Annotated in this window: 19 protein-coding genes and 2 tRNA genes; 19 read left to right on the top strand and 2 right to left on the bottom strand. The window is 58.2% G+C overall.

The features are described 5' to 3' along the window. Positions 1–35: 35 nt before the first annotated feature. Genes carB through LUU92_RS24780 form a run of 3 tightly spaced genes read left to right on the top strand, consistent with a single transcriptional unit; the run spans position 36 to position 4,163 of the window. Entirely contained in the window at positions 36–3,257 is a 3,222-nt protein-coding gene (carB, locus tag LUU92_RS24790) for a carbamoyl-phosphate synthase large subunit (RefSeq protein ID WP_010206612.1), read from the top strand. Then, positions 3,254–3,730 (top strand): transcription elongation factor GreA, encoded by a 477-nt coding sequence (gene greA / locus LUU92_RS24785; protein WP_060752268.1) that lies wholly within the window; start codon positions 3,254–3,256, stop codon positions 3,728–3,730. The genes carB and greA overlap by 4 nt, the downstream gene beginning before the upstream one ends. Before the next feature lie 28 nt (positions 3,731–3,758). After that, entirely contained in the window at positions 3,759–4,163 is a 405-nt protein-coding gene (locus tag LUU92_RS24780) for an MFS transporter (protein WP_071489994.1), read from the top strand. 9 nt (positions 4,164–4,172) lie between these two features. On the opposite strand, the gene yhbY is transcribed toward LUU92_RS24780, so the two are convergent. Continuing rightward, positions 4,173–4,481, bottom strand: coding sequence for a ribosome assembly RNA-binding protein YhbY (gene yhbY / locus LUU92_RS24775; RefSeq protein ID WP_028617972.1), 309 nt, complete (start codon positions 4,479–4,481; stop codon positions 4,173–4,175). 106 nt (positions 4,482–4,587) lie between these two features. Between yhbY and rlmE the strand changes: the two genes are divergently transcribed. From rlmE to LUU92_RS24695, 16 genes are all read left to right on the top strand, one after another. After that, positions 4,588–5,238, top strand: a complete 651-nt coding sequence (gene rlmE / locus LUU92_RS24770; protein WP_010206606.1) for a 23S rRNA (uridine(2552)-2'-O)-methyltransferase RlmE — start codon at positions 4,588–4,590, stop codon at positions 5,236–5,238. Positions 5,239–5,438: 200 nt separating this feature from the next. Continuing rightward, positions 5,439–7,349, top strand: a complete 1,911-nt coding sequence (gene ftsH / locus LUU92_RS24765) for an ATP-dependent zinc metalloprotease FtsH (protein ID WP_058427653.1) — start codon at positions 5,439–5,441, stop codon at positions 7,347–7,349. A gap of 8 nt (positions 7,350–7,357) precedes the next feature. Then, entirely contained in the window at positions 7,358–8,209 is an 852-nt protein-coding gene (gene folP, locus LUU92_RS24760; RefSeq protein ID WP_071489995.1) for a dihydropteroate synthase, read from the top strand. 16 nt (positions 8,210–8,225) lie between these two features. Then, positions 8,226–9,563, top strand: coding sequence for a phosphoglucosamine mutase (glmM, locus tag LUU92_RS24755; protein ID WP_257102777.1), 1,338 nt, complete (start codon positions 8,226–8,228; stop codon positions 9,561–9,563). 66 nt (positions 9,564–9,629) lie between these two features. Next, a complete protein-coding gene (tpiA, locus tag LUU92_RS24750; RefSeq protein ID WP_015885920.1) occupies positions 9,630–10,385 on the top strand; it encodes a triose-phosphate isomerase in 756 nt (251 codons plus the stop codon). Between the two features lie 4 nt (positions 10,386–10,389). Continuing rightward, complete coding sequence (secG, locus tag LUU92_RS24745; RefSeq protein WP_003194191.1) at positions 10,390–10,773, top strand: preprotein translocase subunit SecG; 384 nt, start codon at positions 10,390–10,392, stop codon at positions 10,771–10,773. A 22-nt stretch (positions 10,774–10,795) separates the two neighbouring features. Continuing rightward, positions 10,796–10,881: transfer RNA gene (locus LUU92_RS24740), tRNA-Leu, on the top strand. A gap of 96 nt (positions 10,882–10,977) precedes the next feature. Next, a tRNA-Met gene (locus LUU92_RS24735) sits at positions 10,978–11,054 on the top strand. A gap of 140 nt (positions 11,055–11,194) precedes the next feature. Further along, on the top strand, positions 11,195–11,653 hold the full coding sequence (gene rimP / locus LUU92_RS24730) for a ribosome maturation factor RimP (RefSeq protein WP_003235029.1): 459 nt from the start codon (positions 11,195–11,197) through the stop codon (positions 11,651–11,653). Between the two features lie 47 nt (positions 11,654–11,700). Beyond that, on the top strand, positions 11,701–13,182 hold the full coding sequence (gene nusA / locus LUU92_RS24725; protein ID WP_025857112.1) for a transcription termination factor NusA: 1,482 nt from the start codon (positions 11,701–11,703) through the stop codon (positions 13,180–13,182). A 27-nt stretch (positions 13,183–13,209) separates the two neighbouring features. Then, positions 13,210–15,735, top strand: a complete 2,526-nt coding sequence (gene infB, locus LUU92_RS24720; protein ID WP_071489997.1) for a translation initiation factor IF-2 — start codon at positions 13,210–13,212, stop codon at positions 15,733–15,735. Between the two features lie 159 nt (positions 15,736–15,894). Continuing rightward, a complete protein-coding gene (gene rbfA / locus LUU92_RS24715; RefSeq protein WP_003176137.1) occupies positions 15,895–16,290 on the top strand; it encodes a 30S ribosome-binding factor RbfA in 396 nt (131 codons plus the stop codon). A 3-nt stretch (positions 16,291–16,293) separates the two neighbouring features. Beyond that, positions 16,294–17,211 carry a tRNA pseudouridine(55) synthase TruB gene (gene truB / locus LUU92_RS24710; protein WP_034117853.1) on the top strand — a complete coding sequence of 306 codons (918 nt, stop codon included), beginning with the start codon at positions 16,294–16,296 and terminating at the stop codon, positions 17,209–17,211. A 115-nt stretch (positions 17,212–17,326) separates the two neighbouring features. Continuing rightward, a complete protein-coding gene (gene rpsO / locus LUU92_RS24705; protein WP_003177875.1) occupies positions 17,327–17,596 on the top strand; it encodes a 30S ribosomal protein S15 in 270 nt (89 codons plus the stop codon). 194 nt (positions 17,597–17,790) lie between these two features. Beyond that, positions 17,791–19,896 carry a polyribonucleotide nucleotidyltransferase gene (pnp, locus tag LUU92_RS24700; protein ID WP_257102776.1) on the top strand — a complete coding sequence of 702 codons (2,106 nt, stop codon included), beginning with the start codon at positions 17,791–17,793 and terminating at the stop codon, positions 19,894–19,896. 297 nt (positions 19,897–20,193) lie between these two features. Then, entirely contained in the window at positions 20,194–20,814 is a 621-nt protein-coding gene (locus tag LUU92_RS24695; RefSeq protein ID WP_071489999.1) for a BON domain-containing protein, read from the top strand. Positions 20,815–20,976: 162 nt separating this feature from the next. Here LUU92_RS24695 and LUU92_RS24690 read toward each other — a convergent pair whose 3' ends face one another. Next, positions 20,977–23,895, bottom strand: coding sequence for a DUF748 domain-containing protein (locus LUU92_RS24690; RefSeq protein WP_257102775.1), 2,919 nt, complete (start codon positions 23,893–23,895; stop codon positions 20,977–20,979). Between the last annotated feature and the right edge of the window lie 37 nt (positions 23,896–23,932).

Here is a 23,932-nt window from a genome sequence, read left to right as displayed (position 1 = left end):
TTGCCGACTGACCTGCGGATTTGAGTGACAAACCCATGCCAAAACGTACAGACATAAAAAGCATCCTGATTCTCGGCGCTGGCCCGATCGTGATCGGCCAGGCCTGTGAATTCGACTACTCCGGCGCCCAGGCCTGTAAGGCCCTGCGCGAGGAGGGCTACCGCGTCATCCTGGTGAACTCCAACCCGGCCACCATCATGACCGACCCGGCCATGGCCGACGCCACCTACATCGAGCCGATCAAGTGGCAGACCGTTGCCAAGATCATCGAGAAAGAGCGTCCGGACGCGCTGCTGCCGACCATGGGTGGCCAGACCGCACTGAACTGCGCCCTGGACCTTGAGCGCGAAGGCGTCCTGGAAAAGTTCGGCGTAGAGATGATCGGCGCCAATGCCGACACCATCGACAAGGCTGAGGACCGTTCGCGCTTCGACAAGGCCATGAAGTCCATCGGCCTGGCCTGCCCGCGCTCCGGTATCGCCCACAGCATGGAAGAAGCCAATGCGGTCCTCGAGACCCTGGGCTTCCCGTGCATCATTCGTCCGTCGTTCACCATGGGCGGCACCGGTGGCGGTATCGCTTACAACCGTGAAGAGTTCGAAGAAATCTGCGCCCGCGGCCTGGACCTGTCGCCGACCAAAGAGCTGCTGATCGACGAATCCCTGATCGGCTGGAAAGAATACGAGATGGAGGTTGTCCGCGATAAAAAGGACAACTGCATCATCGTCTGCTCCATCGAAAACTTCGACCCGATGGGCGTGCACACCGGTGACTCGATCACCGTGGCTCCGGCACAGACCCTGACCGACAAGGAATACCAGATCCTGCGTAACGCCTCCCTGGCGGTACTGCGCGAGATCGGCGTGGAAACCGGCGGCTCCAACGTTCAGTTCGGTATCTGCCCGAACACTGGCCGCATGGTCGTGATCGAGATGAACCCGCGTGTGTCCCGTTCGTCGGCCCTGGCTTCGAAAGCCACCGGCTTCCCGATCGCCAAGGTCGCGGCCAAGCTGGCCGTGGGTTACACCCTGGACGAGCTGTCGAACGACATCACTGGCGGCAAGACCCCGGCGTCCTTCGAGCCTTCCATCGACTACGTCGTCACCAAGCTGCCACGTTTTGCCTTCGAGAAATTCGCCAAGGCTGATGCGCGCCTGACCACCCAGATGAAGTCTGTCGGTGAGGTCATGGCCATCGGCCGTACCTTCCAGGAATCCCTGCAGAAAGCCCTGCGCGGCCTGGAAGTGGGCGTTTGCGGCCTGGACGAGAAACTCGACCTGAGCAACCCGGAAAGCATGAGCGTGCTCAAGCGCGAGCTGACCGTGCCGGGCGCCGAGCGCATCTGGTACGTGGCGGACGCGTTCCGTGCCGGCATGACCGTCGAAGACATCTTCGGCATGAACATGATCGACCCGTGGTTCCTGGTGCAGATCGAAGATCTGATCAAGGAAGAAGAGAAGGTCAAGACCCTGGGTCTGGCCAGCATCGACCGCGACATGATGTTCCGCCTCAAGCGCAAAGGTTTCTCTGATCAGCGTCTGGCCAAGCTGCTGGGTGTGACCGAGAAGAACCTGCGTACCCATCGCCACAAGCTGGAGATCTTCCCGGTCTACAAGCGTGTTGACACCTGCGCGGCCGAGTTCTCCACCGACACCGCGTACCTGTACTCCACCTATGAGGAGGAGTGCGAAGCCGCGCCGTCGGGTCGCGACAAGATCATGATCCTGGGCGGCGGTCCGAACCGCATCGGCCAGGGTATCGAGTTCGACTACTGCTGCGTCCACGCTGCCCTCGCCCTGCGCGAAGATGGCTACGAGACCATCATGGTCAACTGCAACCCGGAAACCGTTTCCACTGACTACGACACCTCCGATCGTCTGTACTTCGAGCCAGTGACCCTGGAAGACGTGCTGGAAATCGTGCGCGTCGAGAAGCCAAAAGGCGTGATCGTCCAGTACGGCGGGCAAACTCCGCTGAAACTGGCGCGTGCCCTGGAAGCGGCCGGCGTGCCGATCATCGGTACCAGCCCGGACGCCATCGACCGTGCAGAAGACCGCGAGCGCTTCCAGCAAATGGTTGAGCGCCTGAACCTGCGTCAGCCGCCAAACGCCACTGTGCGCAGCGAAGACGAAGCCATCCGTGCCGCCAGCAAGATCGGCTACCCGCTGGTGGTGCGTCCGTCCTACGTGCTGGGCGGTCGTGCGATGGAAATCGTCTACGAAGAAGAAGAGCTCAAGCGTTACCTGCGTGACGCGGTGAAAGTGTCCAACGACAGCCCGGTGCTGCTGGACCACTTCCTCAACTGTGCCATCGAGATGGACGTGGACGCGGTGTGCGACGGTACCGACGTGGTGATCGGCGCGATCATGCAGCACATCGAACAGGCGGGCGTTCACTCCGGTGACTCCGCTTGCTCGCTGCCGCCGTACTCGCTGCCGGCGCACATCCAGGACGAAATGCGCGAACAGGTCAAGAAAATGGCCCTGGAGCTGGGTGTTGTCGGCCTGATGAACGTGCAACTGGCGTTGCAAGGCGAAGACATCTACGTGATCGAGGTCAACCCGCGTGCTTCGCGTACCGTGCCGTTTGTTTCCAAGTGCATCGGTGTGTCCCTGGCCATGATCGCTGCCCGCGTGATGGCTGGTAAGACCCTGAAGGAAATCGGCTTTACCAAGGAAATCATTCCGAACTTCTACAGTGTGAAAGAGGCGGTGTTCCCATTCGCCAAATTCCCTGGCGTGGACCCGATCCTGGGCCCAGAGATGAAGTCGACCGGTGAAGTAATGGGCGTTGGCGATACCTTTGGTGAGGCGTTTGCCAAGGCCCAGATGGGCGCCAGCGAAGTGCTGCCGACCGGCGGTACTGCGTTTATCAGTGTGCGTGATGACGACAAGCCACTGGTTGCAGGCGTGGCCCGCGATCTGATCAACTTGGGCTTCGAAGTCGTGGCCACTGCCGGGACCGCCAAGCTGATCGAAGCTGCCGGCCTCAAAGTGCGTCGCGTGAACAAGGTGACGGAAGGCCGTCCGCACGTGGTCGACATGATCAAGAATGACGAAGTCACCCTGATCATCAACACCACCGAAGGTCGCCAGTCGATCGCGGATTCCTATTCCATTCGTCGTAACGCCTTGCAGCACAAGATCTACTGCACCACCACCATTGCTGCTGGCGAAGCCATCTGTGAAGCGCTCAAGTTCGGTCCGGAAAAGACCGTGCGTCGCTTGCAGGATCTACACGCAGGATTGAAGGCATGACCAAATACCCAATGACCGTCCAGGGCTTCAAGGCCCTGGAAGAGGAGCACGCCCACCTGACCAAGGTCGTCCGTCCGAAGCTGAGCCAGGACATCGGGACGGCCCGCGAACTGGGTGACCTGAAGGAAAACGCCGAATACCACGCTGCCCGCGAGCAGCAAGGTATGGTCGAAGCGCGGATCCGTGACATCGAAGGCCGTCTGCAGAACTCCGTGGTCATCGATGTGACCACCATTCCTCATACGGGCAAGGTGATCTTCGGTACGACCGTCGAAATCGCCAATGTCGAGACCGATGAAAGCGTGACCTACCACATCGTGGGAGAGGACGAGGCCGACATCAAGCAAGGCAAGATCTCTGTGGGGTCTCCGATTGCTCGCGCCTTGATCGCCAAGGAAGAGGGTGATGTGGTCGCTGTGAAAACGCCGAGCGGTGTGATCGAGTACGAGATTGTTGAAGTTCGTCACATCTGAAAGACGGCGCCCGCTTCGTGCGGGCGCCATGCTTTGGCAGCTCTCCCAGATGCTTTGGGTGGGCGGCCTGTGGTTGTTGCACATCGGTGTGTTGCCGGCGCTGGGCCTGATTGGCCTGGCACCGCTGCTGATCGACGAGATCGATGGACTACTCAGTGCGCTGCTGGTGGGTTTTGCGGCGGCGTGCGTGACACTCCAGGTATTGGTGCTGGTCAAGGCCGAGGGCTTGGGGAGTTTGTGGCGGGATATTCGCGGGCAACTGCTGTTGATGGCGCTGTATGCATGCGCAATGTTTTGCGTGGTGCATGTCTGGTTGCCGGAAGCGTTGCGCTGGCAGCTATTCAGCTATCTTGTGCTAGGGTTCTCCGGCCTGGTGCTGGTTTTACAGCCTGCACCGGGATGGAGTGGCGGGGCGCGCGAAGCACGCCCGTGACCCTTTTTATTACTTGAAGCGGTGTACGTTCGACAGTTGCTTGTTGACGCTGAAGTTTTTGCGATACAGCAGCGCCATCTTGCCGATGACCTGGACCAGGTCCGCTTTGCCTGCCTTGCATAGTTCTGCAATAGCAGCCAGGCGAGCTTCGCGATCAAGGATGTTGACCTTGATCTTGATCAGTTCATGATCGTTCAGTGCACGTTCGAATTCGGCTAACACACCTTCAGTCAAACCGTTATCTGCCACAATCAGAACTGGTTTCAGATGGTGGCCAATGGATTTGTACTGTTTCTTCTGCTCTTGAGTGAGCGGCATAATCTGACCCCTGCGTCTGATCTTGTAAAAAGCGGCGGCCAGTTTACCCGAGCGAGTCCGGGACCGCCCAGTTAATCACGACCCGTTTTATTTTTCGAGGTGGCCCGTGGCCCGTTCCAAAACCAGCCTTAAGTGGCTACAAGAACATTTCAACGATCCTTACGTCAAAAAGGCGCAAAAGGACGGTTACCGGTCCCGGGCCAGCTACAAGTTGCTGGAACTCCAGGACAAGGACAAATTGTTCCGCCCAGGCATGAGCGTGATCGACTTGGGTGCCGCCCCGGGTGGCTGGTCCCAGGTGGCCAGTCGTCTGATTGGTGGGCAAGGCCGGTTGATCGCTTCCGACATCCTGGAGATGGACAGCATCCCGGATGTGACGTTCGTGCACGGGGACTTTACCCAGGACGCGGTCCTGGCTGAAATCCTGGAAGCCGTCGGAAATTCGCAGGTGGACCTTGTGATTTCCGACATGGCCCCCAATATGAGTGGATTACCGGCTGTTGATATGCCGCGAGCCATGTTCCTGTGCGAATTGGCACTGGATCTGGCGGGTCGGGTATTGCGTCCGGGTGGTGATTTCCTGGTCAAAGTCTTCCAGGGTGAAGGCTTCGACGAGTACCACAAGAACATTCGCAAGCTGTTCGACAAGGTGCAGATGCGTAAGCCGGACTCCTCGCGTGACCGGTCTCGCGAGCAGTATCTGCTGGCGCGGGGGTTCCGTGGCATCGAAGGCGCCGCCAGTGATGAGCGTCTTTGAAGGTTTGAAGGGAGTCGATAGGTTTTTTTATATCGCTTTCGTCACGAAGCTTTACGAATATTGTGTAGTCAAAGTTTCACAAAGGGTTACAGACGGCGCCTGCCAGTGTTGTAGGTAATGTAGTAAGTTAGGCCGGTGAATATCATGCGAAGCGCGCGCCAGTAGCGGAGCTTGCTTCAGAGGGTAGTTAATTGAACGATATGGCAAAGAATCTGATCCTGTGGTTGATCATCGCGGCTGTCCTGGTGACGGTGATGAACAACTTCTCCAGCCCTAACGAGCCGCAGACCCTCAACTATTCCGACTTCATCCAGCAAGTTAAGGATGGCAAGGTCGAGCGCGTAGCGGTTGATGGCTACGTGATCACCGGCAAACGCAACGATGGCGACAGCTTCAAGACCATTCGTCCGGCCATCCAGGACAACGGTCTGATCGGTGATCTGGTGGATAACCACGTGGTCGTCGAAGGCAAGCAGCCTGAGCAGCAGAGCATCTGGACCCAGTTGCTGGTAGCCAGCTTCCCGATCCTGGTGATCATCGCGGTGTTCATGTTCTTCATGCGTCAGATGCAAGGCGGTGCGGGAGGCAAGGGCGGACCGATGAGTTTCGGCAAGAGCAAGGCACGCCTGCTCTCCGAAGACCAGGTGAAAACCACGCTGGCTGACGTTGCCGGTTGCGACGAAGCCAAGGAAGAAGTGGGCGAGCTGGTCGAGTTCCTGCGCGATCCGGGCAAGTTCCAGCGGTTGGGCGGCCGCATTCCTCGCGGTGTGCTGATGGTTGGCCCTCCGGGTACCGGTAAAACCTTGCTGGCCAAGGCGATTGCCGGCGAAGCCAAGGTGCCGTTCTTCACCATTTCCGGTTCCGACTTCGTCGAGATGTTCGTCGGTGTGGGCGCCAGCCGTGTTCGTGACATGTTCGAGCAGGCTAAGAAACATGCGCCTTGCATCATCTTCATCGATGAAATCGACGCCGTCGGTCGCCATCGTGGCGCCGGCATGGGCGGCGGTCATGATGAGCGTGAGCAGACCCTCAACCAGTTGCTGGTTGAGATGGACGGCTTTGAAATGAACGACGGCATCATCGTGATCGCTGCTACCAACCGTCCGGACGTGCTGGACCCTGCATTGCTGCGTCCAGGCCGCTTCGACCGTCAGGTTGTGGTGGGCTTGCCGGATATCCGTGGTCGCGAACAGATCCTGAAAGTACACATGCGCAAAGTGCCAATGGGTGACGATGTGGCTCCGGCCGTGATTGCCCGTGGTACTCCTGGCTTCTCCGGTGCCGACCTGGCCAACCTGGTCAACGAGGCCTCGTTGTTCGCTGCCCGTACCGGCAAGCGTATCGTGGAGATGAAAGAGTTCGAATTGGCCAAGGACAAGATCATGATGGGCGCCGAGCGCAAGTCCATGGTCATGTCCGAGAAAGAGAAGCAGAACACCGCTTATCACGAAGCCGGTCACGCCATTGTCGGTCGTGTTGTGCCTGAGCACGACCCGGTCTACAAAGTATCGATCATCCCGCGTGGTCGGGCGCTGGGTGTCACGATGTTCCTGCCGGAAGAGGACCGTTACAGCCTGTCCAAGCGCGCACTGATCAGTCAGATCTGTTCGCTGTACGGTGGGCGGATTGCCGAAGAGATGACCCTTGGCTTCGACGGCGTCACCACCGGCGCTTCCAACGACATCATGCGTGCCAGCCAGATTGCACGGAACATGGTGACCAAGTGGGGCTTGTCGGAAAAACTCGGTCCGCTGATGTATGCCGAAGAAGAAGGCGAAGTGTTCCTGGGGCGTGGCGGTGGTGGTCAAAACGCCAGCTTCTCCGGTGAGACAGCCAAGCTGATCGACTCCGAAGTGCGCAGCATCATTGACCAATGCTATGGCACGGCCAAGCAGATCCTCACGGATAACCGCGACAAGCTGGATGCCATGGCAGATGCGCTGATGAAGTACGAGACCATTGATGCCGACCAGATCGACGACATCATGGCCGGCCGCACGCCGCGTGAACCTCGCGATTGGGAAGGCGGTTCGGGCACCTCTGGCACTCCGCCCGTGGTCCAGAACGAACGCCCCGAAACCCCGATTGGCGGCCCGGCAGCTGACGTCTAAGGTTTGAAATGACTTCTGTGTTGTCCTCCACCCGGTTGCCTTGCGGCAACCGGGTTCTTGATTTGGCCCATACGCATGTCATGGGCATTCTCAATGTAACCCCCGACTCTTTCTCTGATGGCGGCCGCTTCAGTCAGCGCGATGCTGCATTGCGTCATGCAGAGGCCATGGTGGCGGCGGGAGCGACCCTGATTGATGTCGGCGGTGAGTCGACTAGGCCTGGTGCTCGACTGGTTTCTCCCTTGGAGGAGCTGGAGAGGGTCGCGCCAATAGTTGAACGCATTGCGCGTGAACTGGACGTGATCATCTCGGTTGATACATCAACCCCGGCGGTAATGCGCGAAACTGCGCGCCTGGGGGCGGGAATGATTAACGATGTCCGCTCCCTTCAGCGTGACGGTGCGCTTGATGCGGCAGCGGCCACCGGTTTGCCGGTGTGTCTGATGCATATGCTGGGTGAGCCGAGCAATATGCAGGACAGTCCTCACTATGATGATCTTGTTGGTGAGGTGAGTGGATTTCTTGCCGAGCGGGTTGCGCACTGCGTTGCCGCCGGGATTGCTGTGGAAAAGATCGTCCTCGATCCTGGTTTCGGCTTTGCCAAGACCCTGCAGCACAATCTAAGTCTGTTCAAACATATGGAGTCCTTGCATGCCCTTGGTCGGCCTCTTCTGGTCGGCGTTTCGCGCAAGAGCATGATAGGGCTTGCGCTGAATCGCCCGGTGGGTGAGCGATTGTACGGTGGTCTTGCACTGGCGGCGCTTGCAGTCACCAAGGGTGCGCGTATCTTGCGGGTGCATGATGTTGCCGAGACGGTGGATGTGGTGCGTATGATTGCCGCGGTAGAATCAGCCGAATAAGAATGATGGAGCACTTATGACTAAAAAATATTTTGGCACCGACGGTATTCGCGGTCGGGTCGGCGAGTTTCCGATTACTCCTGATTTCATGCTAAAGCTCGGCTGGGCCGCAGGTATGGCGTTCCGCAGCATGGGCGCGTGCCGCATCCTGGTGGGCAAGGACACCCGGATTTCGGGTTACATGTTCGAGTCGGCGCTGGAGGCGGGGCTGTCTGCCGCGGGTGCCGATGTGATGCTGCTGGGGCCGATGCCGACGCCGGCCATCGCTTACCTGACGCGAACCTTTCACGCTGAAGCCGGTATCGTGATCAGTGCCTCGCATAACCCTCATGATGACAACGGCATCAAGTTCTTCTCGGGCCAGGGCACCAAGCTGCCGGACGAGATCGAGCTGATGATCGAAGAGCTCCTGGATGCGCCGATGACGGTGGTTGAGTCCAGCAAGCTTGGCAAGGTGTCGCGTATCAACGACGCCTCCGGCCGATACATTGAATTCTGCAAAAGCAGTGTGCCGAGCAGCACCAGTTTTGCCGGCCTGAAGATTGTGGTCGATTGCGCCCATGGTGCGACCTACAAGGTGGCGCCGAGCGTATTCAAGGAGCTGGGCGCAGACGTGACAGTGCTGTCGGCCCAGCCTAACGGGTTGAACATCAACGAGAACTGCGGCTCCACCCATATGGAGCAGTTGCAGGCCGCCGTACTTGCCGGGCATGCCGACCTGGGTATTGCCTTTGATGGTGATGGTGATCGTGTACTGATGGTGGATCACACGGGTGTCATTGTTGATGGTGATGACCTCCTGTTCATCATTGCTCGCGACCTGCACGAGCGTAACAAGCTGCAGGGCGGTGTCGTCGGTACGCTGATGAGTAACCTGGGGCTTGAACTGGCCCTGGCGGATCTGGGTATTCCGTTCGTGCGTGCCAATGTCGGTGACCGTTATGTGATCGCGGAACTGCTTGAGCGCAACTGGCAGGTAGGTGGTGAGAATTCCGGACACGTAGTCTGCTTCCAGCACACCACGACAGGCGATGCGATCATTGCTGCGCTGCAGGTGCTTATGGCCATGAAGCGTCGTGAAGAAAGTCTGGCCCAGGCGCGCCAGGCCATGCGCAAGTGCCCGCAAGTATTGCTGAACGTGCGTTTTGCGGGCGGTGAAAATCCTATTGAGCATCCGGCTGTCAAAGAGGCATGTGAGCGTGTAACCCTGGCAATGGAGGGGCGTGGCCGTGTGTTGTTGCGCAAGTCCGGCACAGAGCCGTTGGTGCGTGTCATGGTCGAAGGTGATGACGAAACACAGGTTCGCGGCCATGCCGAAGACCTGGCAAAACTGGTAACTGAAGTTTGCGCCTGAATTCGGCTTGCCAGTGATGATGTGGTTGGGTAACATCTGCGCCCACTTTGACCGACGAGGTACAGCATGCGTCGCACTATGGTAGCTGGTAACTGGAAGATGCACGGTACCCGCGCCAGTGTCGCTGAGCTGATCAATGGCCTTCGTCACTTGGCCTTGCCGAGCGGTGTTGATATCGCGGTTTTCCCGCCTTGCTTGCATATCACCCAAGTGGTTGATGGCTTGAAAGGCAAGTCGATCCAGGTCGGCGCGCAGAATTCTGCGGTGGAAGCCATGCAAGGCGCATTGACCGGTGAGATTGCACCGAGCCAGTTGGTCGATGCGGGTTGTTCCTATGTGCTTGTCGGGCATTCCGAGCGCCGTCAGATGATGGGCGAGCGTGATGGAACACTCAATCGCAAGTTCGCAGCAGCACAGGCTTGTGGCTTGATTCCGGTGTTGTGCATAGGGGAAACCCTGGAGCAGCGCGAATCGGGCAAGACTCTTGAAGTTGTCTCGCGTCAGCTGGGCAGCATCATCGAGGAGTTGGGTGTTGGTGCGTTTGCAAAGGCAGTTATCGCTTACGAGCCGGTCTGGGCCATTGGTACCGGGCTGACTGCGACACCGCAACAGGCGCAGGATGTGCACGCAGCCATCCGCGCGCAGTTGGCGGCAGAGAATTCTGAAGTCGCACAAGGTGTGCGGCTTCTATACGGCGGCAGCGTGAAGGCGGCCAATGCGGTCGAACTGTTCGGCATGCCGGATATCGATGGGGGGCTCATTGGTGGAGCTTCCCTGAATGCAGATGAGTTCGGTGCGATCTGTCGCGCCGCGGGAAACTGAAAAAATGCTGGAAACAGTCGTAGTCGTTTTTCATCTGTTGGCTGCTCTGAGCGTAGTTGCTCTGGTTTTGCTGCAACAGGGTAAAGGTGCGGATGCTGGTGCGTCTTTCGGTGCAGGTGCTTCAAATACTGTGTTCGGAAGCCAAGGTTCCTCTACCTTTCTTAGTAAGTTTACTGCTATACTTGCCGCCGGTTTCTTCATAACCAGCTTGGGGTTAGGTTACTTTGCTAAAGAGAAAGCTCATGTGCTGACTCAAGTAGGTCTCCCAAACCCAGCAGTGTTGGAAGTACCAAAAGCAAAACCGGCTTCTGATGATGTCCCGGTGCTTCAAGAGCAAAAGTCGGCTACTCCAGCGACTGACGTGCCTCCAGCTCAAGAGCAGAAGTAAGAAGGGTTGTAAACGCTGTATTGCCGAGGTGGTGGAATTGGTAGACACGCAACCTTGAGGTGGTTGTGCCCATAGGGTGTAGGGGTTCGAGTCCCCTTCTCGGTACCAATTATCAGGAGAGCCCGCTGTTGCGGGCTTTCTTGTAGGTGGAAGGTTACATTGACCCTGTAAGGGATCGGTCGTATACTTCCGCCCCAGCTTTGTCGCGGGGTGGAGCAGTCTGGTAGCTCGTCGGGCTCATAACCCGAAGGTCGTCGGTTCAAATCCGGCCCCCGCAACCAGTTTTAGCGGAGCCCCTTTTAAGGGGCTTTTTGTTAGCTGGACACTTTCAACGCCGCTGTTCGACGGCGTTTCAAGGATGGGCGTTTCGCCCATTTTTTTATTTTGCACAGCATGCACATACATGCACGAGGGGGTTCAGGTGTCGAGCAAGCTAGAAGAGTTGCAGGCCTTGTTGGCCCCGGTGGTCGTGGCCCTAGGCTATGAATGCTGGGGTATTGAGTTTTCGGCTCAAGGTCGCCACTCAATGTTGCGCGTTTATATCGATAAAGAGGGCGGCGTGCTGGTGGACGATTGTGCCATTGTCAGCCGGCAGATCAGCGGTGTGCTGGATGTTGAAGATCCGATCTCCGTTGAATACACCCTCGAAGTTTCCTCGCCAGGCATGGAACGCCCACTGTTCACTATTGATCAGTTTGCAAAATTTGCCGGTGAACAAGTGAAGATCAAGCTGCGATCTCCCTTTGAAGGGCGACGCAACTTTCAGGGCCTTCTGCGCGGTGTAGAAGAACAGGATGTCGTGGTGCAGGTAGAAGACCATGAATTCCTGTTGCCGATCGATATGATCGACAAGGCCAACATTATTCCCAGTTTTGACTGAGACGCGGATCCCGCGGATCCAATGGCTTGCGAAAGGCGAGGCGTACGATGAGCAAAGAAGTACTGCTGGTTGTTGAGTCGGTATCCAATGAAAAGGGCGTACCGGCAAACGTGATTTTTGAAGCGCTGGAGCTGGCCCTGGCCACTGCTACCAAGAAGCGTTTTGAAGACGAAGTTGATCTGCGTGTGGAAATCAACCGCCACACCGGTGCCTATGAGACTTTCCGTCGCTGGACGGTCGTCGAAGAAGCCGATCTTGATGATCCGGCCATCGAAACCTGGCCAAGCAAGGTTGCCGAAACGCATCCTGGTGCCAAGGTCGGTGATGTCGTCGAAGAAAAGATCGAATCGATCGAATTCGGCCGTATCGCTGCACAGACCGCCAAACAGGTCATCGTGCAGAAGGTTCGCGAAGCCGAGCGCGCTCAAGTCGTTGACGCCTATCGCGAGCGCCTGGGTGAAATCATCTCCGGCACCGTGAAAAAAGTCACCCGCGATAACGTGATCGTCGACCTGGGCAACAACGCCGAAGCGTTGCTGGCTCGCGAAGACATCATTTCCCGCGAAACCTTCCGTGTCGGCGTGCGCCTGCGTGCGCTGCTCAAGGAAATCCGCACCGAGAACCGCGGCCCGCAGCTGATCCTGTCGCGTACCGCACCGGAAATGCTGATCGAGCTGTTCCGTATCGAAGTGCCGGAGATCGCCGAAGGCCTGATCGAAGTCATGGCTGCGTCCCGCGACCCGGGTTCGCGCGCCAAGATCGCGGTCCGCTCCAAGGACAAACGCATCGACCCGCAGGGCGCGTGCATTGGTATGCGCGGTTCGCGTGTTCAGGCAGTGTCGGGCGAGTTGGGTGGCGAGCGTGTGGACATCGTGCTGTGGGACGATAACCCGGCGCAGTTCGTCATCAACGCCATGTCGCCGGCTGAAGTGGCGGCAATTATCGTTGACGAGGATGCCCATGCCATGGACATCGCCGTTGGCGCAGACAATCTGGCTCAGGCCATTGGTCGTGGTGGTCAGAACGTGCGTCTGGCCAGCCAACTGACCGGTTGGACCCTGAACGTGATGACCGAATCGGACATCCAGGCTAAGCAGCAAGCTGAAACCGGTGACATCCTGCGCAACTTCATCGAAGAGCTCGAAGTCGATGAAGACCTGGCGCAGGTGCTGGTAGATGAAGGCTTCACCAGCCTGGAAGAGATTGCCTACGTACCGTTGGAAGAAATGCTCAACATCGACGGCTTTGACGAAGACACCGTCAACGAGCTTCGCGCTCGGGCCAAGGATCGTTTGTTGACTAAAGCCATCGCTACTGAGGAAAAGCTGGCAGACGCCCATCCGGCCGAAGACCTGCTCTCGCTTGAGGGTATGGACAAGGATTTGGCGATGGAACTGGCGGTGCGCGGCGTAATTACCCGCGAAGACCTGGCCGAGCAGTCTATTGACGATCTGCTCGACATCGACGGCATTGACGATGATCGTGCCGGCAAGTTGATCATGGCCGCCCGAGCCCATTGGTTCGAGTAACTAGGCGCGGCCTGAGGAGAGAAGTGCATGACGCAAGTCACGGTGAAACAACTGGCCGATGAGGTCAAAACACCGGTAGAGCGCCTGTTGCAGCAGATGCGTGAGGCAGGTCTGCCGCACACCGCCGCCGATGAAGGTGTGAGCGATAGTGAGAAGCAGTCTTTGCTGACTCACTTGAAGAGCAGCCACAAGGCGAAAGTGGAAGAACCGCGCAAGATTACATTGCAGCGCAAAACCACCAGCACCCTGCGTGTTGCTGGTAGCAAGAGCATCAGCGTTGAAGTACGCAAGAAGAAAGTCTTCGTACAGCGCAGCCCGGAAGAAATCGAAGCCGAGCGCAAACGCGAACTGGAAGAACGTCGCGCAGTAGAAAATGCTGCTCGTCAGAAGGCTGAAGAAGAAGCCAAGCGTCGCGCCGAAGAAGAAGCGCGTCGCCAGCCTGCTGCTGCGCAACCTGCTGCCACTGAAGCGGTCGCCGCGCCTAGCGCGCCAGTTGAAGCTGTGCGTGAGGCCGCTCCGGTTGCCGCTGCACCAGCACCGGCTGCTGACGCCCGTAAACGCGACGAACCTCGTCGTCCGGACAAACCACGTGCCGACGATAACAATCGTCGCGGTGGTGGTGGCGATGGCGAGCGCAAAAACGCTCCGCATCGTGCTTCGGTCAAAGAGAAAGCGCCTGCTCCACGCGTTGCCCCACGTACTACCGACGAGGAAAGCGATGGCTTCCGTCGTGGTGGTCGCGGCAAGGCCAAGCTGAAGAAACGCAACGCCCACGGTTTCCAGAGCCCAACCGGCCCTGTCGTGCGTGAAGTGAAGATCGGCGAGACCATCACTGTGGGCGACCTCGCCCAGCAGATGTCGGTCAAGGCTGCTGAAATCATCAAGTTCATGTTCAAGCTGGGCACACCGGCCACCATCAACCAGGTACTGGATCAGGAAACTGCCCAACTGGTTGCTGAAGAGCTGGGCCACAAAGTGACCCTGGTCAGCGACACCGCCCTGGAAGATTCCCTGGCCGAGTCCCTGAAGTTTGAAGGTGAGGCGGTTTCCCGTGCACCGGTTGTGACCGTAATGGGCCACGTTGACCACGGTAAAACCTCCCTGCTCGACTATATCCGTCGTGCCAAGGTAGCCGCAGGCGAAGCCGGGGGTATCACCCAGCACATCGGCGCGTACCACGTTGAAACCGACCGTGGCATGGTGACGTTCCTCGATACCCCTGGTCACGCTGCGTTTACCGCAATGCGTGCCCGTGGTGCCAAGGCGACCGACATCGTGATCCTGGTGGTTGCAGCCGACGACGGCGTGATGCCACAAACCATCGAAGCCGTTCAGCATGCCAAGGCAGCTGGCGTTCCGCTGGTAGTCGCTGTGAACAAAATCGACAAGCCGGGCGCCGATCTCGATCGCATCCGTAGCGAACTGTCGGTTCACGGTGTGACATCCGAAGAGTGGGGTGGCGACACTCCATTCGTACCGGTTTCCGCGAAGATGGGTACTGGTGTTGACGAACTGCTCGAAGCCGTTCTGCTGCAAGCCGAAGTTCTGGAACTGACTGCTACTCCATCGGCTCCTGGCCGTGGCGTTGTAGTTGAGTCCCGTCTGGACAAGGGCCGTGGCCCGGTTGCGACCGTTCTGGTCCAAGACGGTACCCTGCGCCAAGGCGACATGGTGCTGGTCGGTTCGAACTACGGCCGTGTACGTGCCATGCTCGACGAGAACGGCAAGCCAATCAAGGAAGCCGGCCCGGCTATCCCGGTCGAGATCCTCGGCCTGGACGGTACACCGGACGCTGGCGACGAGATGAGCGTGGTTGCCGACGAGAAGAAAGCCCGTGAAGTGGCTCTGTTCCGTCAAGGCAAGTTCCGTGAAGTCAAGCTGGCCCGTGCTCACGCCGGCAAGCTGGAAAACATCTTCGAGAACATGGGCCAGGAAGAGAAGAAGACGCTTAACATCGTCCTCAAATCTGACGTACGTGGTTCCCTCGAAGCGTTGAACGGCGCTTTGAACGGCCTGGGTAACGACGAAGTGCAAGTGCGCGTTGTCGGTGGCGGTGTCGGTGGTATCACCGAATCCGACGCCAACCTGGCACTGGCTTCCAACGCTGTACTGTTCGGCTTCAACGTGCGTGCCGATGCCGGCGCTCGCAAGATCGTCGAGCAGGAAGGCCTGGACATGCGTTACTACAACGTCATCTACGACATCATCGAAGACGTCAAGAAAGCCCTCACCGGCATGCTTGGCAGCGACGTCCGCGAGAACATCCTGGGTATTGCCGAAGTACGTGACGTGTTCCGCTCGCCGAAATTCGGCGCGATCGCCGGCTGCATGGTGGTTGAAGGCACTGTGTACCGTAACCGTCCTATCCGTGTACTGCGTGAAGACATCGTTATCTTCGAAGGCGAGCTGGAATCCCTGCGCCGCTTCAAGGATGACGCTTCCGAAGTACGTGCCGGCATGGAATGCGGTATCGGCGTCAAGAGCTACAACGACGTCAAGGCTGGCGACAAGATCGAAGTCTACGAGAAGGTTCAGGTTGCTCGCAGCCTCTAACTCGCGCACTTCAGGAGCCACGCAACGCGTGGGCATGCAATTGCCCCGCGCAGCGTACGGACTCTAAACGCAACGCCCGGTCTGGCTTTTGTCAGGCCGGGCGTTTGCCGCTTTCAGACCCCACGGGTTTCACCGTGTGGCAGTAACAGGTAACAAGACATGGCAAAAGAATACAGCCGTACCCAGCGTATCGGCGATCAGATGCAGCGCGAGCTGGCCCAATTGATCCGTCGCGAAGTCAAAGACCCACGCGTTGGCCTGGTCACCATCACCGCCGTTGAAGTGAGCCGTGACGTGGGTCACGCCAAGATCTTCATCACCGTGATGGGGCAGGACAACAGCGAAGAAATCGCGCAAAGCATCAAGGTGCTCAACTCGGCTGCAGGCTTCCTGCGCATGCAGTTGGCCCGTGAAATGAAGCTGCGCAGTGTTCCTCAGCTGCACTTTCACTACGATGAGAGCGTCGTGCGGGGTGCACATCTGTCGGCCCTGATCGAGCGCGCCGTGGCTGAAGACAGCCAGCACCCGTCCACACCTGAAGACGCCAAGGAGTAAGCGGTGGCTCAGGTCAAACGTATCCGTCGCAACGTCAGCGGCATCATTCTGCTCGACAAGCCCATTGGCTTTACCTCCAATGCGGCGTTGCAGAAGGTCCGCTGGCTGCTCAATGCCGAGAAGGCCGGGCACACCGGCAGCCTCGATCCACTGGCCACCGGCGTGTTGCCGTTGTGCTTTGGCGAGGCCACCAAGTTCTCCCAATACCTGCTCGACTCCGACAAGGGTTATGAAACCCTGATGCAACTGGGCAAGACCACCACCACGGCCGACGCCGAAGGTGATGTTTTGCAGGTTCGCGACGTGACCGTTGGTCGTGCTGATATTGAAGCTGCTTTACCCGCTTTTCGTGGGGAAATCAGTCAGATACCGCCGATGTACTCGGCGCTCAAGCGTGATGGCCAGCCTCTTTACAAGCTGGCACGTGCGGGCGAAGTAGTGGAGCGCGAACCGCGTTCTGTTACTATTGCGCGCTTGGAATTGCTCGCCTGTGAAGGCGACACCGCCCGGTTGGCCGTGGACTGCAGCAAAGGCACCTATATCCGTACCCTGGTGGAAGATATTGGTGAAAAGCTCGGTTGCGGCGCGTACGTTGCAGAACTGCGGCGCACCCAGGCCGGTCCTTTCAGCCTGGCCCAGACGGTCACGCTGGAAGAGTTGGAAGCGGTACACGCCGAAGGCGGCAATGAAGCAGTTGATCGCTTCCTGATGCCATCGGACAGCGGTTTGCTCGATTGGCCATTGCTGCACTTCTCGGAGCACAGCGCGTTCTACTGGCTCAACGGCCAGCCGGTACGTGCCCCGGATGCCCCGAAGTTCGGCATGGTGCGGGTACAGGATCATAACGGTCGCTTTATCGGTATCGGTGAAGTGAGCGAAGACGGGCGCATCGCGCCGCGTCGACTGATTCGGTCAGAATGACCGAACGAGTGTGGCTGTTAACAGGCACGGTCAACACTCATTTTTAGATACAGGGATTTGTCCCTGGCCTGTTGAAACTGCCCTTTGGGTGGTTTCCTGAAAAAAGGATTGCCTCATGGCTCTCGACGTTCAAGAAAAAGCACAAATCGTTGCTGACTATCAGCAAGCTGTTGGTGACACTGGTTCGCCAGAAGTGCAAGTTGCACTGCTGACCCACAACATCAACAAGCTGCAAGGTCACTTCAAGGCCAACGGTAAAGACCACCACTCGCGTCGTGGTCTGATCCGCATGGTAAACCAGCGCCGTAAGCTGCTGGACTACCTGAAAGGCAAGGATCTGGGTCGTTATCAGACTCTGATCGGTCGCCTGGGTCTGCGTCGCTAATAAGCGATTGCGCTAGAGGTTGGTTGTCTGCCGTGTGCCAGTGGGATTCCCGCTGGCCCATGGCAGGCTCCCAGCCTCAAGTTTTATCTGGACACACGTTTTACCCTGGACGAGCGTCGGGCCGATTCCCGGCATTGCCCAAGAATTTCGCAAGAAGACAAGTTCCCCAAGAGCCACAAAGAAGGTAGGACACCGTGAACCCGGTTATCAAAAAATTCCAGTTCGGTCAGTCGACCGTTACCCTCGAGACAGGCCGTATCGCCCGTCAAGCCTCCGGCGCAGTGCTGGTTACCGTTGATGACGACGTTACCGTACTGGTGACCGTTGTTGGCGCCAAGACCGCTGACCCGAGCAAAGGCTTCTTCCCTCTGTCCGTTCACTACCAGGAAAAGACTTACGCTGCCGGTAAGATCCCTGGCGGTTTCTTCAAGCGCGAAGGCCGTCCTTCCGAGAAAGAAACCCTGACTTCCCGACTGATCGACCGTCCGATCCGTCCGCTGTTCCCAGAAGGCTTCATGAACGAAGTGCAGGTTGTCTGCACCGTCGTTTCCACCAGCAAGAAGACCGACCCGGACATCGCTGCGATGATCGGTACCTCGGCGGCCCTGGCCATCTCCGGTATTCCTTTCGATGGCCCGATCGGCGCAGCCCGCGTTGCATTCCACGAAAGCACCGGCTACCTGCTGAACCCGACTTACGAGCAACTGAAAGCATCGAGCCTGGACATGGTCGTTGCCGGTACCTCGGAAGCCGTGCTGATGGTTGAATCGGAAGCCAAAGAGCTGACCGAAGACCAGATGCTGGGCGCCGTACTGTTCGCCCACGACGAGTTCCAGGCTGTCATCAAGGCTGTCACCGACCTGGCTGCCGAAGCTGCCAAGCCAACCTGGAGCTGGGCTCCACAGGCTGAAGCCACCGAACTGCTGGGCGCTATCCGCTCCGAGTTCGGCGCTGCCATCTCCGACGCCTACACCATCACCGTCAAGGCCGACCGTTATGCTCGCCTGGGCGAGTTGAAGGACCAGGTCGTGGCCAAGCTGTCCGGTGAAGAAGGCCAGCCTTCCGCCAGCGACGTCAAAGCGGCTTTCGGTGAGATCGAATACCGCACCGTCCGCGAAAACATCGTTAACGGCAAGCCACGTATCGACGGTCGCGACACCCGCACCGTGCGCCCGCTGAACATCGAAGTCGGCGTTCTGCCGAAGACTCACGGTTCGGCCCTGTTCACCCGTGGTGAAACCCAGGCGCTGGTCGTTGCGACCCTGGGTACCGCCCGTGACGCACAGTTGCTGGACACCCTGGAAGGCGAGAAAAAAGACCCGTTCATGCTGCACTACAACTTCCCTCCGTTCTCGGTGGGCGAGTGCGGTCGCATGGGGGGGGCTGGTCGTCGCGAAATCGGTCACGGCCGTCTGGCCCGCCGTTCGGTCCAGGCCATGCTGCCTGCCGCTGACGTGTTCCCGTACACCATCCGTGTCGTGTCGGAAATCACCGAGTCCAACGGTTCCAGCTCCATGGCTTCCGTTTGCGGTGCTTCCCTGGCACTGATGGACGCCGGTGTGCCGATGAAGGCGCCGGTTGCCGGTATCGCCATGGGCCTGGTTAAAGAAGGCGAGAAGTTCGCCGTCCTGACCGACATCCTGGGCGACGAAGACCACCTGGGCGACATGGACTTCAAGGTAGCCGGTACCGCCAAAGGTGTGACCGCGCTGCAGATGGACATCAAGATCAAGGGCATCACCGAAGAGATCATGGAAATCGCCCTGGGCCAAGCCCTGGAAGCGCGCCTGAACATCCTCGGCCAGATGAACCAGATCATTGGTCAGTCCCGCACCGAGCTGTCGGAAAATGCTCCGACCATGATCGCGATGAAAATCGACACCGACAAAATCCGTGATGTTATCGGTAAAGGCGGCGCGACCATTCGTGCGATCTGCGAAGAAACCAAGGCTTCGATCGATATCGAAGACGACGGCTCGATCAAGATCTTCGGCGAAACCAAGGAAGCGGCTGAAGCAGCACGTCAGCGCGTCCTGGGTATCACTGCCGAGGCCGAGATCGGCAAGATCTACGTCGGTAAGGTTGAGCGTATCGTCGACTTCGGCGCATTCGTCAACATCCTGCCTGGCAAGGACGGTCTGGTGCACATCTCCATGCTGAGCGACGCTCGCGTTGAGAAAGTCACCGACATTCTGAAGGAAGGCCAGGAAGTGGAAGTGCTGGTACTGGACGTGGACAACCGCGGCCGTATCAAGCTGTCCATCAAGGACGTAGCAGCAGCCAAGGCTTCGGGCGTTTAATCACCCCCCAGGCTTCACGCTGAAAAAAAGGACTCTTCGGAGTCCTTTTTTTTGGGATGCAGGAAAGTACCTAAAAATCAGACGCTTAAATGAGAGCAAAAGCCGCAACTTGCATGCAGGCACGGGCGGCATCATGCAAGTTGCACGAATCCGAAATTTTCTATTTTTTATAAGTTGTTGTTTATAAAGGATTTTATTGGTGGTTCGGACTTGGCACACTGCCTGCAATAACCCTGTTAACGCTGCAGCATCAAGGTTCACACACTGCAGACTTTCAATAAAACAGGAGTTACTCGTATGAAGAAGTTCGCTCTCGCTACTGCTACCGCTCTGACCCTGGCCATGGGTGCTAACGTTGCCTTTGCCCAGACTTCCCAAGCGCCAATGACCCTTGCAGCGGGTGAAGCCACCAAGGCGAAAGAAGCTACTTCCGACACTTGGATCACTACCAAAGTCAAAGCTGACCTGCTGACCGAAAAAGGTATTCCAGGTTCCGACATCAAGGTTGAAACCAATAAAGGCGTGGTTTCCCTTTCTTCTGACGTCGCTATCTCGGACTCGCAAAAAGCGACTGCCGTAGCCATCACCAAAAAAATCAAAGGTGTAACCGCTGTTTCGGCTGACGGCCTGCTGGCTGGCGGCGCGACCAAGGCGGACAACATCGACAAAACCAAAAGCGCAGCAGCAGGCGCTAAAGAGTCCACCTCCGATACCTGGATCACCACCAAAGTAAAAGCTGACCTGGTAACCGAGAAAGGCATTCCTGGTACCGACATCAAAGTCGAAACCAATAAAGGTGTAGTGTCCCTGTCTTCGACCACCCCGGTCACTGAAGCTCAGAAAACTACCGCGGTGAACATCACCAAGAAAATCAAAGGCGTTAAAGCTGTATCGGCCGACGGCCTGAAAGCAGAGTAACCCTTGGAGCTTCGTCTGAACGAGACGGCGGCGGCTTAGGGTGAGTTAGATATCCACCCGATGCACCTCTGGAGTTCATGCGACCGACCACACGGATGTGGTCATTACAGGCCCCGGCACTTGTGTCGGGGCCTGTTCTATTGTGGGCGGTTCCTACAGGGCTTATTCGGCATCCAGGTGCATTGGCGTAACGACGCGACCATCTTTCTCCGCCTGGCCCAGATTGGCATCAATGAAGTACACCCGGTCATCTTCCAATTGGCCTTTATCCACCAGGTAATCCTTGATGGTGCTGGCACGGTCCTGGCCAAGTTGGCGTAGCAGTACGTCGCTGCCACTCCAGAATTTGATCACGCCGTCGCGAAGCTTCGCGCTGCGCTCATCGCTGCTCAGATCCTTCCATTCGGCCGGCGGTTGTTGTTTCAGACGGGTGCGGTAGATGCCTTCCAGCAAGGGGGCTTTTTCCTTCTCGGGTACGACGAGCAACGACGCCTGGGCGGGTACTTTGTCACCGCGACGTTGAAGAATCTTGTAGTAGTTGTACTGGTATTCACGCTCTAGCCGCTGGGCCGCAAGGAATGGCCCATCGCTGCTGGCTGCGGCGGTGCCTTCAATTTCCAGGCGCAGGGTAGGACGCTCTTTCAGCGCTTTGGCCAGTGTGTTCAAGGCGCTTTCGGCATCCTTGTTCAACTCGCTGGAACCGGCGGCGAACGACACATTACCGAGATCTTCCGAGCCGCCACCGGTCACCAACCCACCGATAAACTTGAACGGCGCCGTTGCTGCGCGTACCACGAGGTTACGCAGGGTCTGCCATACGATCGGCATCACGCTGAATTGCGGGTTGTTCAAGTCACCGGTTACCGGCAATTCGATGGAGATCTTGCCATCACTGTCCTTGAGCAAAGCGACGGCCAGGCGAATCGGCAAGTCCACGGCATCGGCGCTGTCGACTTTCTCGCCCAATTGCAATTGCTCAACCACCACCTTGTTCTCGGCCTTCAACTGGCCTTTGGTGATGACGTAGTGCAGGTCGAGGTTCAGTCGTCCCTTGCGGATACGGAAGCCAGCGAACTTGCCGGAATAAGGCGTCAGGGTGGTCAGTTCGACACGCTTGAAGCTGGTCGCAATATCCAGCGCCGCCATCGGGTCGAACGGGTTCACGCTGCCCTTGATAGTCACTGGCGCATAGCGATCAACCTTGCCCTTGATATCGACGCTGGCCGGTTTGGCCTGGCGACTGTCGATAGTGCCGATCTGCCCGTTGAGCTGTTGAATCGCGGTGGCGAAGTTGGGGGTAAGGCTGAAATCGGCAAAATTGGCCGAGCCGTCATTGATCGCAATCTGCCCGATGCGGATGCCCAGGGGCTTGTCCTTGCTGGCGGTTTTGGAACCTTTGTCGGGCGCTTGTGGAATCAGCAGGTCATCCACGTTGGTGGTGCGGTCGTCGTTGATCATGAAGCGCGCATACGGCTGCAGCAGGTTGACCTTGTCGATCGACAGGCTGTCGCCGTGCTGGTAGTTCACGCCTTCGAGCACCAGGCGCTGCCATTTGAGAAAGTCGCGGGTCTTGAGGGTATCCAGGGTGTGCAATTGATCGACCTGAGCCCGGCCGGTGACCTGCAACTTCAGCGGATCGGTGCTTTTGAGGTTCACATCCAGATTGCTGCCGAGCATACCGCTGCGCAGTTCCAGGCGAATGAACGGGCTGATGTAGGACTGGGCCACCCGCAGGTCGATGTCCTGGGTGTTCACTTTCAGCCTGGCACTGACCGGGTTGAGGTTGACCTCGCCGGACGCCTGGAGCTTGCCTTGCTTGCCCACGCCGGAGTCGACCTTCACGGTAAACGGGCTCCGGTTGAGGCTGTCGAAATTCTGCATGTCGACGTTCAACGGGCCGAGTTCCAGCGCTACTGCTGGCTTGGCCTGTCGATCGGCCAGGTGCACCTGGTAGTTACGCAGTTGCACGTCCTTGAGCAGCACTTGCCACGGTTTGCTTGGCGCGGCGGGTTCGGCTTTTGGCGAGTCGGCGGTGGCGGGTGCGTTTTTCGCTTCGGTTGCCTTGGCCGGTTTGCTCGGCTGGCTGGCGAACAGTTTCTGCCAGTCCAGTTGCCCGTCAGCCTCAAGGGCCGCCCAGGTCTCCAGTTTGTTACTGCGGATCTTGCCGACCACCACTTGCTGCTTGGCCAGGTCCACCGTGGTCTCGCTGACGTCCAGGCGCTCCAGGCGCACCAATGGGCGGCCGTCCGGTGCCTTGATGGCAAAGGGCGCGATGCTGGCGGCGGTGTTGGTCAGGTTCAGCTCGGTCTCTTTGGCCAGGCTGAATTTGTACTCGGTGCTGAAGTTGAGCACGCCGTCTTCAAGCACCAGTGGCAGCGCGTCACGTACATAGGGCCACCAGGCTTTCATCTTGCCGTCGGTGACCTTCAACGTGCCTTCGGAGGTGATCGGCACCAGGCTGAAATTGCCTTTCCAGTCGATCTGTCCACCTGCGGGGCCGGCTGCGACCAGGGTCATGTCGGCATTGTCTTCGGGCAGGGTGCTGAGGTTCTTCAGCTCGAAGTCGAGTGTGTCGTAGAGGAATTCGATGGGCTCGCTGGGGCGCAAGTCTTCGAAATGCACATAGCCGCCGGCCAGCTTGATGCTGTCGATACGCAAAGGGAACGGTTTGGCATCCGGATTGGTCGGTGTTGGCTCGCTGGGCGGCAGTTTGAACAACTGCGCCAGGTTGAGTTGGCCGGACTTGTCAAACAGCAGCTCGGTCTTGGGCTTGTCCAGCTGTATATCGGCCAGGTGCAGGGCGCGGGTCCAGAGGCTGTCGATCTGCAGGTTGGCGTAGAGGCGTTCGAACCCGACTTGTTCCTTGCCGGGTTCACCGATCTTCAGGCCCCACAGGGTTAATTCCAGGCTGAACGGGTTGAGCTCGATTCGCTCGATCCGCGCCGGCACCGTGGCGTAATTGGCCAACTGCTGGTTGGCGATGCGAAGGGCGATGCCGGGGAGAATCAAAAAGCCCAGCAAGCTGTACAGGGCAAGGGCGGTCAACAAGGCGCCAGCGGCGCGAATCAATCCTTTGGGCATGGGGCGGCGCCATCTATGTCAAACAGGAGTGCCTTGG

Origin of the sequence: Pseudomonas extremorientalis, from assembly GCF_024584605.1 — a bacterium.
GTDB lineage: Bacteria > Pseudomonadota > Gammaproteobacteria > Pseudomonadales > Pseudomonadaceae > Aquipseudomonas > Aquipseudomonas extremorientalis.
The sequence above is the reverse complement of the archived record's forward strand: the minus strand, read 5'-3'. Positions and strand labels throughout refer to the sequence as shown.